This window comes from Pseudomonas sp. SbOxS1, assembly GCF_013416725.1.
In the GTDB taxonomy this organism is placed as follows: Bacteria; Pseudomonadota; Gammaproteobacteria; order Pseudomonadales; family Pseudomonadaceae; genus Aquipseudomonas.
In genome coordinates, this window is the sequence record NZ_JAAVXC010000002.1 from 523,044 (window position 1) to 537,553 (window position 14,510).

Sequence of the window (14,510 nt, forward strand, 5' to 3'; positions counted from 1 at the left end):
CCATCGGGACTTCGGGGTTCCCGGGCGCAAGGGCATCACCGGGACTAAAACTAAAAACCGTCCATGGCAGCCCGGCGCAGTGTTTCACTCAGGGCCAGGACCTGCGGGTCGCGAAAAAATGCACTCAATTGCGCTGCGCGGCCTGGACCGATGCCGGGCTGGGCCTGCCATTGCTCGATGTCTCGTTGTGCCAGCTCCCGCCATGAATCGCCGAGGTGTGCCTGGCCGGTCGGCGGCATGCCCAGGGCTTTAAGCCAGCGGGCGAATGGGCGTTGCCGGGCACCGTTGAAACTATTGGCCAGCCGGGCAGCGCTGAGCTCGCCTAAACCGTCAATGTTAGCAAGCTCTTGGGCATCGAGGGTCAACCAATCCAACAGGCTGTTCAGGCGACCTGTTTCAAGAAGTTTTTCCCATGTGCCGGGGCCGACATGGGGCAGGCCCAGTCCGTGCTTGCCGCTAAGCCAGGTCAGGCGCGCAAGAAACTGGCTTTCGCATCCCGGGGTTGGCTGCCAGCAGCTCAATGGATGAAAGTCGGCTGCCAACGGAACGGTCATTTCAGGGCGTTCGGTACTGCGCAGCACAACGCCATCGAGCCTGGGAATGGTCAGGCCGGCCAGGCTGATGGAAACCTGGTCGCCCGGTCGAACATCCAGCGTTTGCCAGCGCTGCAGGGAACTCACGCTAACGCGCTTGATCTGCTGGTCATCGAGCCTCACCGGGGTCAGCTCCAGCACGGGGGTGATCCGTCCCGTGCGGCCAATCTTGAAATGCACCTTTCGCACCTCGGCCAGTGCCTGGGCGAAGGGATACTTCCAGGCCACGATCCAGTACGGCGCTTTTGCCTGCCAGCGCTCGGCGGGCGGGCGCTGCTCCTGGCGCAGGACAATCCCGTCGCTGGCAAATGGCAGGGGCGAGCGATACCAGTGATCACGCCAGCGCTCGACCTCGGCTATTGAACTGATGCGCCGGGTGTACTGTGCGGTGCTGGCAAAACCGAGTTTTTCAAGCTCCGCGATACGGGCCGGCAAGCTTGTCGGCCCGTGGGGCCATTCCCAGGCAAACAGGCCGATCCCCTCAGCCTGCTTGATACTCAACGTCTTGCGGGCCATCAAGCCGGCTACCGTGCCGCGGGCGTTCAGGCTGCCGGCGATGGCTTGCACGTGGTCAGTCAGGCGCCAGTAGAGCTCGCCCTGTACCACCAGGTCCCGTGGCTCGGGCAGACGTTGAGGAATGGCGCCGATCTGGCGGGCCGAGGCAGTCCAGTCCTGGCCGTGCACACCATTGCCGCGACTGATCGCCTGAGTGAGCAGACCGTTGCGGTAGACCAAGGTCACCGCCACGCCGTCGACCTTGGGCTGGGCCCAGACCTGCTCACGATCACGCAGCCAGTGTTCGACGGCGCCGCCGCCGGGCAGTTTTTCCAGGCCGGTATGCGGCACTGGATGGGCCAGCGGGCCGCTCGCGGTACGCAATGGATCGGTGACCGAGCCGGGACTGAAGCATTGGCGCCATTGGGTCAGTCGTGCGAAGGACTGATCGTAGAGTTCGTCGGCGATCAGCGCACGACCTTCACGGTGATAGCTGTCATCCCAGAGGTCGATTTGTTTTTGCAGCGCGGCGAGTTCTTGCGCGGCACGCGCGGGCGGCCAGGCAGGGCACTCGCCAGCAGCTATGTCCAGGCATAGGCAGGTCAGGAGTAAGCCGGTCAGCAGGCGGGGTAGCATCGTGAGCTTCCTTGCTCGATGGAGGTGCCTGAAGGTTAGTCAGCGGCGCGCTGATGGGCTTAATGCTGTTTTTCGGATTGTTTCCACCCATTAAAAAGCCCCGCACGGCGAACCGTGTGGGGCTTGATGTACCGCTGGGAAGTCTTACAAGCCGGCAGCGGTGCGCAGGTCGTCGGCGCGGTCGGTTTTTTCCCAGGTGAAGGTGGTGAAGGTGTCATCACCAACCGTCTTGGTTGCCGGGGTACGACCGAAGTGGCCGTACGCCGCGGTTTCCTGGTACATCGGGTGCAGCAGGTCAAGCATGGTGGTGATTGCGTAAGGGCGCAGGTCGAACACTTCGCGGACCAGCTTGACGATCTTGTCGTCGCTGATCTTGCCGGTGCCGAAGGTGTTCAACGAGATCGAAGTCGGTTGAGCAACGCCGATGGCGTAGGACACCTGGATCTCGCAGCGCTCGGCCAGGCCGGCGGCAACGATGTTCTTGGCCACGTAACGACCGGCATAGGCCGCCGAACGGTCAACCTTCGATGGATCCTTACCGGAGAACGCACCACCACCGTGGCGGGCCATGCCGCCGTAGCTGTCGACGATGATCTTGCGGCCGGTCAGGCCACAGTCGCCCACCGGGCCACCGATGATGAACTGGCCGGTCGGGTTGATGTGGAACTGAGTGTCCTTGGACAGCAGTTCGGCAGGCAGCACGTGCTTGACGATCAGCTCCATCACGCCTTCGCGCAGGTCGGTGTACGACACTTCCGGGTTGTGCTGGGTAGACAGGACCACCGCGTCGATGCCGACAACCTTGCCGTTTTCGTAGCGGCAGGTCACTTGCGACTTGGCGTCTGGACGCAGCCAAGGCAGCAGGCCGGATTTACGGGCTTCGGCCTGACGTTGCACAAGCTGGTGCGAGAACGTGATCGGTGCAGGCATCAGCACGTCGGTTTCGTTGCTGGCGTAGCCGAACATCAGGCCCTGGTCGCCGGCGCCCTGATCTTCAGGCTTGGCACGGTCGACACCCTGGTTGATGTCAGGGGACTGCTTGCCGATGATGTTCATCACGCCGCAGGTCGCACCGTCGAAGCCGACGTTGGAGCTGGTGTAGCCGATGTTGGTGATGACGTCACGAACGATCTGCTCCAGGTCAACCCAGGCCGAAGTGGTGACTTCGCCAGCGATGATCGCCACGCCGGTTTTCACCAGAGTCTCGCACGCCACGCGGGCGAACTTGTCTTCAGCGATGATGGCGTCCAGCACCGCATCAGAAATCTGGTCGGCGATTTTGTCCGGATGCCCTTCAGACACGGACTCGGAGGTGAAAAGGGAGTATTCGCTCATCTCGATGTTTTCCTGAAATTACCGATGGTGAGTGTCGCCAGCCGACCGCTGAAAATGGCGGACCTGAATCTGGAAACCATTACGTAAGCCTACATAGAGGCTTTCTCCGGGGGCGAGCCCCGCAGCGGTGGCCCAACGGGCCAGATCGTCCTGTTCAAACCCCAACCAGAGATCACCGCAGGCCTCCTTGGCCCAACTCTGGTTGTGGCTACATAATTCTGTCACCAGCAGGCTGCCGCCTGGTTGCAGCAAGTTGGCCATGTGCTTGAGCGCATCGGCCGGCGCGGCAAAGTGATGCAACACCATGTTCAGTACAACGCAATCGGCCTTGAGACTGACGCCGTTCAGGGCATCGGCCAGTTGCAGGCTGACATTAGTCAGCGAATCGCGTTCGCATACCTGGCGCGCCAGTTCGAGCATGGCCTGGCTATTGTCCAGTGCCGTGACCTGAGTGAAACGACGCGCCAGTTCCGGCAGGAATGCACCGTCGCCGGGGCCGACTTCGATCGCCGTGGCAGCGCTGCCGAAGCTCAGCTTGTCGAGCAGGGCCACCACGCTTTCGCGGTACTGTGGCAGGCCGGCGATCAAGTCTTGCTGAGCGCGAAATTTCTCGGCGACCCGTGAGAAAAAGTCCTGGCTAGCCGCCTCGCGTTGCTTGTGAACCTGGGTGATCCGCATCTGCACGTCGGCAGGCAAGGTCAGGTTGTCCACTTCTTCGAGCAGGGCCGCGTGCAGTTTGCCCCCCGGCAACTCGGTGTGGGGCAGGGCGCGACGGTAGAAAATCGCATTGCCTTCACGGCGGGTTGCTACCAGCTCGGCCTGGGCCAGTACCTTGAGGTGATGACTCATGCCCGATTGGCCGATGCCGAAGATCTGCGCCAGTTCCAGTACGCCGAACGAATCGTTGGTCAGTGCGCGCAGGACATTCAGGCGCAGGGGATCGCCGCTGGCCTTGCACAAGGCCGCCAGCTCATCACAATCGTCCTGGCGAATGGAGGGCGCGCGTAAATTCATAGGGCGGCAGTCTAGTCACGCGCCGGAAGCACCGCAAGATCAATATCAAAAAGTTTTGATATTGATCGATAGATGGCACTTCTCACGAACTGGTTAACTCTACAAACCGATGGCGGAAAGGTTTCACCTGCCTAATCCGTCGCCAAGCGTTGGAAAAACGCCTTCAGATGACTTTCTGTCATTGCCCCGAGGCGCCCCGGTGAGGGAAAATGCTCGCCTTTTTTCCGTTTCGTTTTTATCAAACCCCCAGGAGATCAGCGATGCCTAGCCGTCGTGAGCGTGCCAACGCCATTCGTGCCCTCAGCATGGATGCCGTGCAAAAAGCCAACAGCGGCCATCCCGGTGCCCCCATGGGTATGGCGGATATCGCCGAGGTGCTTTGGCGCGACTACCTCAAGCACAACCCGAGCAATCCATCGTTCGCCGACCGTGACCGCTTCGTGCTGTCCAATGGTCACGGCTCGATGTTGATCTACTCGCTGCTGCACCTGACCGGCTACGACCTGTCGATCGAAGACCTGAAGCAGTTCCGCCAACTGCACAGCCGCACCCCGGGTCACCCGGAATTCGGCTACACCCCGGGCGTCGAGACCACCACAGGTCCCCTGGGCCAGGGCCTGGCCAATGCCGTGGGCTTTGCCTTGGCTGAAAAAGTCATGGCGGCGCAGTTCAACCGTCCTGGCCACAACATCGTCGACCACCACACCTACGTGTTCCTGGGTGATGGCTGCATGATGGAAGGCATCTCCCACGAAGTCAGCTCCCTGGCCGGTACCCTGGGCCTGGGCAAACTGATCGCCTTCTACGATGACAACGGCATCTCCATCGACGGCGAAGTCGAAGGCTGGTTCACCGATGACACGCCAAAGCGTTTCGAATCGTACAACTGGCAAGTGATCCGCAACGTCGACGGTCATGATCCGGAAGAGATCAAGATCGCGATCGAGACGGCGCGCAAAAGCCCGCAGCCAACCCTGATCTGCTGCAAGACCACCATCGGCTTCGGTTCGCCGAACAAGCAAGGCAAGGAAGACTGCCACGGCGCCCCGCTGGGTGACGCGGAAATCGCCCTGACCCGCGCTGCGCTGAAATGGAACCACGGCCCGTTCGAAATCCCGGCCGACATTTATGCCGAGTGGGATGCCAAGGAAGCCGGCCGCGCGGTCGAAGCCGAGTGGGACCAGCGTTTCGCGGCCTACTCCGCGGCGTTCCCGACCGAAGCCAATGAGCTGATCCGTCGCCTGAGCGGCGAACTGCCGGCCGACTTCAGCGAAAAAGCCGATGCCTACATCGCCGAAGTGGCTGCCAAGGGCGAGACCATCGCCAGCCGTAAAGCCAGCCAGAACGCCCTGAACGCGTTCGGCCCGCTGCTGCCTGAGTTCCTCGGCGGTTCGGCTGACCTGGCCGGTTCCAACCTGACCCTGTGGAAAGGCTGCAAAGGCGTCACCTCCGAAGACGCCAGCGGCAACTACATGTACTACGGCGTGCGCGAGTTTGGCATGACCGCGATCATGAACGGCGTTGCCCTGCACGGCGGCCTGGTGCCTTACGGCGCGACCTTCCTGATGTTCATGGAATACGCTCGCAACGCGGTGCGCATGTCGGCCCTGATGAAGCAGCGCGTGATCCACGTCTACACCCACGATTCTATCGGTCTGGGCGAAGACGGTCCGACTCACCAGCCAATCGAGCAACTGGCCAGCCTGCGCTGCACGCCGAACCTCGACACCTGGCGTCCGGCCGATGCCGTTGAATCGGCGGTGTCCTGGAAGTATGCGCTGGAGCGTAAAGACGGTCCTTCGGCCCTGATTTTCTCCCGTCAGAACCTGCAGCACCAGACCCGTAATGCCCTGCAGGTCGCCGACATCAGCCGTGGTGGCTACGTGTTGAAGGACTGCGCAGGCGAGCCTGAGCTGATCCTGATCGCCACCGGTTCGGAAGTCGGCCTGGCCGTTCAGGCTTACGACAAGCTGACCGAGCAGGGCCGCAAGGTGCGTGTGGTTTCCATGCCTTGCACCAGCGTGTTCGACGCCCAGGATGCTGGCTACAAGCAATCGGTCCTGCCGTTGCAGGTCAGTGCCCGTATCGCCATCGAAGCTTCGATCGCCGACTACTGGTACAAGTACGTCGGCCTGGAAGGTCGCGTGATCGGCATGACCACCTACGGCGAGTCGGCGCCTGCGCCTGCCTTGTTCGAAGAGTTCGGCTTCACCCTGGAAAACATCCTGGGTCAGGCTGAAGAACTGCTGGAAGACTAAGCACCGTGCGGTGGTCTCACGACCGCCGCCGTCCCCTGTAGGAGCTGGCTTGCCAGCGAAGGCGGCCTCAAGATCATTGCAAGACTTGAGGGCCTCTTCGCTGGCAAGCCAGCTCCTGCAGGGGGTTGTGTTGTACTTGCGCAAAATCGAGAACCCCCATGCCTCAACCGCGTCCCTACAAAGTTGCACTCAACGGCTACGGCCGGATTGGTCGTTGCGTCTTGCGTGCGTTGTTTGAACGAGGCGATAAGGCCGGGTTCGAGATTGTCGCGATCAACGATCTGGCGGACATGGCCAGCATCGAATACCTGACACGCTTCGACTCCACCCACGGGCGCTTTCCCGGTGAGGTCAGGGTCGACGGCGATTGTCTGCATATTAATGGCGACTGCGTGAAAGTCCTGCGCAGTGCCACTCCCGAAGGCATCGATTGGGCGTCGTTGGGCGTCGATCTGGTGCTGGAGTGCTCCGGCGCTTACCACACTCGCGAAGACGGCCAGCGGTTCCTCGACGCTGGCGCCCCGCGCGTGCTGTTTTCCCAGCCGATGGCCAGCGAGGCGGATGTCGATGCCACCATCGTCTACGGCGTGAACCAGGATTGCCTGACCGGCGATGAGTTGCTGGTGTCCAACGCCTCCTGCACGACCAACTGCGGTGTGCCGTTGTTGCGCCTGCTGGACCAGGCCATCGGGCTCGAGTACGTGTCGATTACCACCATCCATTCGGCCATGAACGACCAGCCGGTGATCGACGCCTATCACCATGAAGACCTGCGCCGCACCCGTTCGGCGTTTCAGTCGGTGATTCCGGTGTCCACTGGCCTGGCGCGCGGCATTGAACGCTTGCTGCCGGAACTTGCCGGGCGAATTCAGGCCAAAGCCGTACGTGTGCCGACGGTTAACGTGTCTTGCCTCGATATCACGATGCAGACCGTGAGCGACACCGACGCCACCGAGGTAAACCGGATCCTGCGCGAGGCTGCCACCCGCGGCCCGCTCAAAGGCCTTCTGGCCTATACCGAGTTGCCTCACGCAAGTTGTGATTTCAACCACGACCCACATTCGGCGATCGTCGATGCCAGTCAGACCCGAGTTTCCGGCCCAAGGCTGGTGAACATCCTGGCCTGGTTCGACAACGAATGGGGTTTTGCCAACCGAATGCTGGATGTTGCGGAACACTATCTGCACACAGCCTCAACAAAACCTGCTCTCTAAGAACAGCTACTCAGGAAATGCGACCCATGACCGTGTTGAAGATGTCCGACCTCGATCTGCAAGGTAAGCGCGTACTGATTCGCGAAGACCTCAACGTCCCAGTCAAGGACGGTGCTGTCACCAGCGATGCGCGAATCCTGGCTTCGCTGCCGACCATCAAGCTGGCCTTGGAAAAAGGCGCGGCCGTGATGGTCTGCTCGCACCTTGGCCGTCCGACCGAAGGCGAATTCTCGGCCGAGAATAGCCTCAAACCAGTGGCTGACTACCTGAGCAAGGCTCTGGGCCGCGAAGTGCCACTGGTGGCTGACTACCTGGGCGGCGTCGAGGTGAAAGCCGGCGACATCGTTCTGTTTGAAAACGTGCGCTTCAACAAAGGCGAGAAGAAGAACGCCGATGAACTGGCCAAGCAATACGCCGCCCTGTGCGACGTGTTCGTGATGGACGCCTTCGGTACCGCGCACCGTGCCGAGGGTTCGACCCACGGCGTGGCCAAGTTCGCCAAGGTTGCCGCTGCAGGTCCGCTGCTCGCTGCCGAGCTGGACGCGCTGGGCAAGGCCCTGGGTGCGCCGGCCCAGCCGATGGCCGCCATCGTTGCCGGTTCCAAGGTATCGACCAAGCTTGACGTTCTTAACAGCCTGAGCCAGATCTGCGACCAGTTGATCGTCGGCGGCGGTATCGCCAACACCTTCCTGGCGGCTGCCGGTCACCCGGTCGGCAAATCGCTGTACGAGCCGGACCTGCTGGACACCGCTCGCGCCATCGCCGCCAAAGTCAGCGTGCCGCTGCCGGTGGACGTGGTGGTTGCCAAGGAATTCGCTGAAAGCGCGACGGCCACGGTCAAGTTGATCGCCGATGTTGCCGCCGACGACATGATTCTCGACATTGGTCCGCAGACAGCGGCGAACTTCGCCGAACTGCTGAAATCGTCCAAGACTATCCTGTGGAACGGTCCGGTTGGCGTGTTCGAGTTCGACCAGTTCGGTAACGGCACCAAAGTGCTGGCCCAGGCTATCGCCGACAGCGCGGCATTCTCCATTGCTGGTGGCGGCGACACCCTGGCGGCCATCGATAAATATGGCGTTGCCGAGCAAATCTCCTACATTTCTACCGGTGGCGGCGCGTTCCTGGAGTTCGTCGAAGGCAAGGTGTTGCCAGCCGTTGAAGTCCTGGAAAGCCGGGCCAAGGCCTGAGGGTCGCCCGTTTGACCAGGCAAGGGAGTGTTGACATGGTCAAGACCTTAGCGCTGTTGATCGTCGCGGGTTCGCTGGCGGCTTGTGGGAGTAACCCCAAAGCCACGCCGGAACCCGCGCCCCAGGGCGGTTGCTATCAAGCCGACTGGCAGGCGGAAACCAATCCGGTGCTCAACAAGCGTGCCGGGCCTGATGGCCTGGACAAATACGAGACACAGACCCCTGCCAAGGAACATGGTTGTCCTTAACGGGTCTGACTCTTTACTCAGGGCTGGCGGTGTCTGCCGTCAGTCGAGGGACACGGATGAAAGGCTTTATCGCCATTACGGCGCTGACATTGCTGGGCGGGTGCGCCAACTGGAACCCGTTCCAGTCGTCCACCCCGGTGGATAACTGGACCACCTGGACCTGCGACAGCCAGGCCAAGGTGGTTTGGCGCTACACCGACGACAGCCGCAACGAAGTCGATGTACGTCTGGGCGGAGCCGATCAGGTCCATCGCCTCAAGCAAGAGCCGGGCGCGTCGGGTTCGCTGTACAGCGACAACATGCTGGCGTTTCACATGAAAGGTGAGGAAGGCCTGGTCTACTGGGTCGCCACCAATGATTTGATTGGCCGTGGCTGTAAGGCCGAATAACAACGGTGTGACGCCTTCCCTGTAGGAGCTGGCTTGCCAGCGAAGAGGCCCTTGAGGACGCCTTCGCCGGCAAGCCGGCTCCTACAGTGGGGCGAGTTGACCGAAAGAGCATTGACCGAATTCGCAGCCCGGGACCAACCCCCGATCTGCAATAACTTGAATAGCCGCCGCCGCTACGGCAGGCTGGCACGATTAACGACCCAAACCGGGAGAGACACACACAATGGCACTTATCAGCATGCGCCAGATGTTGGACCACGCAGCCGAGTTCGGCTACGGCGTTCCAGCCTTCAACGTCAACAACCTTGAGCAGATGCGCGCCATCATGGAAGCCGCTGACAAGACTGACTCCCCGGTGATCGTCCAGGCTTCGGCCGGTGCTCGCAAATACGCCGGCGCACCGTTCCTGCGTCACCTGATCCTGGCAGCCATCGAAGAATTCCCGCACATCCCGGTGTGCATGCACCAGGACCACGGCACCAGCCCTGACGTCTGCCAGCGCTCCATCCAACTGGGCTTCAGCTCGGTGATGATGGACGGTTCCCTGGGCGAAGACGGCAAGACCCCGACCGACTACGACTACAACGTCCGTGTTACCCAACAAACCGTGGCCATGGCTCACGCCTGTGGCGTTTCGGTAGAAGGCGAACTGGGCTGCCTGGGTTCGCTGGAAACCGGCATGGCCGGTGAAGAAGACGGTATCGGCGCTGAAGGCGTACTGGATCACAGCCAGATGCTGACTGACCCGGAAGAAGCCGCTGACTTCGTCAAGCGCACCCAGGTTGATGCCCTGGCCATCGCCATCGGTACCAGCCACGGCGCCTACAAGTTCACCAAGCCGCCTACCGGCGATGTGTTGGCGATCGACCGCATCAAAGAGATCCACAAGCGCATCCCGAACACTCACCTGGTGATGCACGGTTCGTCTTCGGTTCCGCAAGAGTGGCTGGCGATCATCAACCAGTACGGCGGCGACATCAAGGAAACCTACGGCGTACCGGTTGAAGAAATCGTTGAAGGCATCAAGCACGGCGTGCGTAAGGTCAACATCGACACCGACCTGCGCCTGGCGTCCACCGGTGCGATGCGTCGCCTGATGGCCACCAACCCGAGCGAATTCGACCCGCGTAAATTCTTCGGCGCCACCGTGACCGCCATGCGCGACGTGTGCATCGCCCGTTATGAAGCCTTCGGTACCGCGGGCAACGCTTCGAAGATCAAGCCGATCTCCCTGGAAGGGATGTATCAGCGTTATCTGAAAGGTGAGTTGAACGCCAAGGTCAACTAAGCCTTCCGCGTTCTAGCCCAACTCAAAAAACCCGCAGAAATGCGGGTTTTTTTATCCAGATCATTCCCACGCTCTGCGTGGGAATGCAGCCCGGGACGCTCTGTGTCCCTTCTGGAACTGGAACGCGGAGCGTCCCTTGAGGCATTCCCACGCAGAGCGTGGGAACGATCACTGTAAGGCTACTTATCGTGATCAATATCCAGCTTGCTGAACGTCACCTTGCCGCCCTCGCTGGTGTACCCGGTGTTGTCCTGCACATACACGCCGGCCTTGAAGTACAGCGGTTTGTCGCGCCAGGTGGCGCTGATATTGGTGTCCCACTGGTAACCCGCCGCGCTGACGCCCAAGGCGCCGCCAGGGCTCAGGTGAATGAGGTAGTTGAACTCACGATTGAGCTTGATTCCGGTGGCCAGGGTGATGACCCGGCTTTCGGCGTCGTCGGGGTGCATGCGCACCTTGATGACGAGGTTGCCGGTCTCGGTTTTTGTCTTGTATTGGTATTCGAGTTTGACCATCGGCTTCTGGCTGTTATAGGCGTGGATCTGCCCAATCACGATTTTTCCCGAGCTCGGGACCTGGTTCACCGCCAGGGTGGCATGAAGCAAGTTGTCGGCATCCGGGTAGTACCAGTTGCGCAGCGTGCCGTTGCTATACGTTTCGCGCAGCTCGGTGCGGGGGTAGATCGCGTTCTCAGTGCGCGAGCCGGTCACCGGTGACCAGAAAAACAACGTGCCGGTGTCGGAATGGAAGTATTGATCCTTGAAGCCGTTGACCAGTTTGGAGGTTTCAACGGTGTACGGCGGGCTGCCGACGGGAACGCTAAGGTTCCAGGTTGCGAGGTCGATCATAGTCAAAAGCTTCCACGGATTCTTACTGCACGCACGTACCAATCGCTCTAGCACGCGTATTCTGGGCGGCCTTTATAAGCGTAGCGGGCTTTTTTGTTAACGCCCGCCGGGCAGTTAATTGGCGTCAACATCCTGTCGAAGTGCCATCTTTCCCGGTTTTCGCGGGCTGCATGCCCGACCGTTAGTCGGCTAATGACGCTTCAGTCGTATGATGGCGCACTGACACCTACTGCTTTCACTGATCACCGTCTAGAGTGAAGGCACAGTATCTGTCCGGTTAATAACGAGAAGTCGGCCTGACTTCCAGACCTAGAGAAGCAGCATGGAATGCGCGCACCCAATGCCAGCTGAAGGCCCTTCAACCCTGTTGATCGTCGATGATTACCCTGAAAACCTGGTCAGCATGCGTGCATTGCTGCAGCGCCAGGATTGGCAGGTCATCACCGCTGCCTCCGGTTTCGAGGCGCTCGGGCTGTTGCTTGAACATGATGTCGACCTGGTGTTGCTGGATGTGCAGATGCCGGGCATGGACGGTTTCGAAGTGGCGCGCCTGATGCGCGGCAGCCAGCGGACACGTCTGACACCGATCATTTTCCTGACCGCCAATGAACAGTCCCAGGACGCCGTGATCAAGGGTTACGCCAGCGGCGCAGTGGATTACCTGTTTAAACCCTTCGACCCGCAGATTCTTAAACCGAAGGTCCAGGCGCTGCTCGAACATCAGCGTAATCGCCGGGCATTGCAGCGTCTTAGTCAGGACCTGGAGGCCGCTCGCGCGTTCAACGCCTCGGTGCTGGACAACGCCGCCGAAGGCATCCTGGTGGTCGGCGAGGACGGTCTGATCCGTTTTGCCAACCCGGCGATGTCGCGGTTGCTCAGTGCTACGGTGCAGGAGCTGCAGGGCAGGGAGTTCCTGGATTTCCTGCAAAAACCGCACATACCCGTGTGGGCCGATTCCGACCTGTTAAGCGGTTACAAGCGTGGCGAGACCTTGCGCCTGCACGACGCATTGCTGCGTACCGCCCCCGGGCAACAGGTGCCGGTGGCACTGTCTTGCGCGCCACTGCCCTCGGACCAACACGCGATGGTGGTGACAGTGCTGGACATGTCGGTGGTGCGTCATCTGCATCAGCAACTCGAATTCCAGGCGGTCACCGATCCGCTGACCGGGCTGCTCAACCGTCGCGGCTTCTACCAGACCGTGGAAAACCTGCTGTTGCGCGGCGAACGGTCCGACAGCGCCTGGGTTTTGTTGTATCTGGATCTCGACGGCTTCAAGCGGGTCAACGACTCTCTCGGTCATGATGCTGGCGATCGGGTATTGCGTTGGGTGTCCGAACAGTTGAAGGCCTGCCTGCGCCCGTTCGATATCCTCGCCCGCATGGGCGGCGATGAATTCACGGCGCTGCTGGACCTGGAGTTTCCCGAGCAAGCGGCGAAAATTGCGGAGAAACTCATCGAGCGGGTGTCGATCTGCCAGCAAATCGATGGCCTGGATATCGCCCTCGGTGCCAGCATCGGCATTGCCACGTTTCCCGACTGTGGCGCCAATCTTGACGGCTTGATGCGCGCTTCCGACATCGCCATGTACGAAGCCAAGCGCGCCGGTCGTCAACAGTATCGATTTTACGATCACGAAATGAACGGTCGGGCGCGTTCGCGGCTGATGCTCGAAGAAAGCGTGCGCACGGCCATCGAGAACCGTGATTTCAACCTTGTGTATCAGCCGCAGGTGGCTGTTGCCGGTGGGCGCACGCGCGGGTTCGAGGCGTTGCTGCGCTGGCAGCATCCGAGCGTCGGCGACGTTCCGCCAGGCTTGTTTTTGCCGCTTCTGGAAGAGGCGCGATTAATCAGTCGCCTGGGCAGCTGGATTTACCAGCACAGTGCCGGGCAGCGCAAAGCCTGGGAGAACCTGTTTGCCGAGGACCTGGTGGTGAGCGTCAGTTTGAGCAACACCCAGTTTGCCATGCCCAACCTGGTCACCGAGTTGCGCCAGGTGGTGGAGCGCCATGGTTTGAAGCCGCGGCATCTGGAAGTCGAAGTGACGGAAGCGGCCTTGATGCATAACCCTGAGGAAACCCGTAAACAGTTGCGCTTGCTGCGCAATCTGGGGGTGCGGGTGGCGCTGGATGATTTCGGGGCCGGCCCCTGTTCCTTGTCCCACCTGCGCGATCTGGAACTGGATACGCTCAAGCTCGACCGCCATCTGATCGGCCGTCTTCCTGAGTCCTCAAGGGACGCGGCGCTGGTGCGCAATGTGATCGACCTGTGCAAGGAGTACGGGATGCTGGTGATTGCCGAAGGGGTCGAGACCATGGCGCAATATCAGTGGCTGCAAGCCAATGGCTGTGAATATGTGCAAGGCTTTCTGGTAGCCCGGCCAATGATGGCCGAAGACATCGAGGGCTTTGTACAGCCCTTCGACTGGGGCGCGCTGAGCCGCTGAATTCGCTACACTGGCGACCTTTTGCTGATTTGCGTTGCTTGCCCAGATGACCGCGTTGAAATACCTCCAGGCCTATCCGGCTACCTTGCAGGACCAGGTGCGCAAATTGATCGCCGACGGCCGGCTGGGCGATTACCTGAACCAGCGCTACCCGCAAAAGCATGCCGTGCAGAGCGACAAGGCGCTGTACACCTATGCCCTGGACCTCAAGCAGGAATACCTGCGCAACGCCCCGTCCATCGACAAGGTACTCTTCGACAACCGCCTGGACCTGACCCATCGTGCGCTTGGCCTGCACACCACGATTTCCCGGGTGCAAGGCGGCAAGCTCAAGGCCAAGAAAGAAATCCGCATTGCCTCATTGTTCAAGGAGGCGCCGTCGGAGTTTCTGAAAATGATCGTGGTGCATGAGTTGGCGCACTTCAAGGAGTCCGACCACAACAAGGCATTCTACAAACTGTGCGAGCACATGTTGCCCGGGTATCACCAGGTGGAGTTCGATGTGCGGGTGTACCTGACCTGGCGGGATATGCAGTAGTTTTGCCACTGGAAATCG

General features: G+C 60.7%; 12 protein-coding genes. 8 read left to right on the forward strand and 4 right to left on the reverse strand.

Annotated features, from left to right (window positions below):
• Nucleotides 1-50 precede the first annotated feature (50 nt).
• The 3 genes from ligB to HFK74_RS03375 all read right to left on the reverse strand — a co-directional run bounded on the left by ligB (nucleotide 51) and on the right by HFK74_RS03375 (nucleotide 4,073).
• On the reverse strand, nucleotides 51-1,724 hold the full coding sequence (ligB, locus tag HFK74_RS03365; RefSeq protein ID WP_180202333.1) for an NAD-dependent DNA ligase LigB: 1,674 nt from the start codon (nucleotides 1,722-1,724) through the stop codon (nucleotides 51-53).
• A gap of 144 nt (nucleotides 1,725-1,868) precedes the next feature.
• The gene (gene metK, locus HFK74_RS03370) at nucleotides 1,869-3,059 is read right to left on the reverse strand and encodes a methionine adenosyltransferase (protein WP_008057058.1); all 1,191 of its coding nucleotides are present in this window, start codon (nucleotides 3,057-3,059) and stop codon (nucleotides 1,869-1,871) included.
• Between the two features lie 18 nt (nucleotides 3,060-3,077).
• Entirely contained in the window at nucleotides 3,078-4,073 is a 996-nt protein-coding gene (locus tag HFK74_RS03375; protein WP_180202334.1) for a metalloregulator ArsR/SmtB family transcription factor, read from the reverse strand.
• A 260-nt stretch (nucleotides 4,074-4,333) separates the two neighbouring features.
• Here HFK74_RS03375 and tkt point away from each other — a divergent pair, with 260 nt between their 5' ends.
• From tkt to fba, 6 genes are all read left to right on the forward strand, one after another.
• Nucleotides 4,334-6,331 carry a transketolase gene (gene tkt / locus HFK74_RS03380; RefSeq protein ID WP_180202335.1) on the forward strand — a complete coding sequence of 666 codons (1,998 nt, stop codon included), beginning with the start codon at nucleotides 4,334-4,336 and terminating at the stop codon, nucleotides 6,329-6,331.
• Between the two features lie 158 nt (nucleotides 6,332-6,489).
• Entirely contained in the window at nucleotides 6,490-7,545 is a 1,056-nt protein-coding gene (epd, locus tag HFK74_RS03385) for an erythrose-4-phosphate dehydrogenase (protein ID WP_180202336.1), read from the forward strand.
• 26 nt (nucleotides 7,546-7,571) lie between these two features.
• On the forward strand, nucleotides 7,572-8,735 hold the full coding sequence (locus HFK74_RS03390) for a phosphoglycerate kinase (RefSeq protein ID WP_008057063.1): 1,164 nt from the start codon (nucleotides 7,572-7,574) through the stop codon (nucleotides 8,733-8,735).
• A 35-nt stretch (nucleotides 8,736-8,770) separates the two neighbouring features.
• Nucleotides 8,771-8,983 carry a hypothetical protein gene (locus HFK74_RS03395; RefSeq protein ID WP_180202337.1) on the forward strand — a complete coding sequence of 71 codons (213 nt, stop codon included), beginning with the start codon at nucleotides 8,771-8,773 and terminating at the stop codon, nucleotides 8,981-8,983.
• 56 nt (nucleotides 8,984-9,039) lie between these two features.
• Complete coding sequence (locus HFK74_RS03400) at nucleotides 9,040-9,372, forward strand: MliC family protein (protein WP_180202338.1); 333 nt, start codon at nucleotides 9,040-9,042, stop codon at nucleotides 9,370-9,372.
• A 223-nt stretch (nucleotides 9,373-9,595) separates the two neighbouring features.
• Complete coding sequence (gene fba / locus HFK74_RS03405; protein ID WP_007975467.1) at nucleotides 9,596-10,660, forward strand: class II fructose-bisphosphate aldolase; 1,065 nt, start codon at nucleotides 9,596-9,598, stop codon at nucleotides 10,658-10,660.
• A gap of 179 nt (nucleotides 10,661-10,839) precedes the next feature.
• On the opposite strand, the gene HFK74_RS03410 is transcribed toward fba, so the two are convergent.
• A complete protein-coding gene (locus HFK74_RS03410; RefSeq protein WP_180202339.1) occupies nucleotides 10,840-11,508 on the reverse strand; it encodes a polysaccharide lyase family 7 protein in 669 nt (222 codons plus the stop codon).
• Between the two features lie 322 nt (nucleotides 11,509-11,830).
• Between HFK74_RS03410 and HFK74_RS03415 the strand changes: the two genes are divergently transcribed.
• Together HFK74_RS03415 and HFK74_RS03420 are read left to right on the forward strand one after the other, a co-directional pair.
• A complete protein-coding gene (locus tag HFK74_RS03415) occupies nucleotides 11,831-13,954 on the forward strand; it encodes a bifunctional diguanylate cyclase/phosphodiesterase (protein WP_180202340.1) in 2,124 nt (707 codons plus the stop codon).
• Between the two features lie 46 nt (nucleotides 13,955-14,000).
• Nucleotides 14,001-14,492: a M48 family metallopeptidase gene (locus HFK74_RS03420; protein WP_180202341.1), complete on the forward strand. Its 492-nt coding sequence runs from the start codon at nucleotides 14,001-14,003 to the stop codon at nucleotides 14,490-14,492.
• The last annotated feature ends 18 nt before the right edge of the window (nucleotides 14,493-14,510 follow it).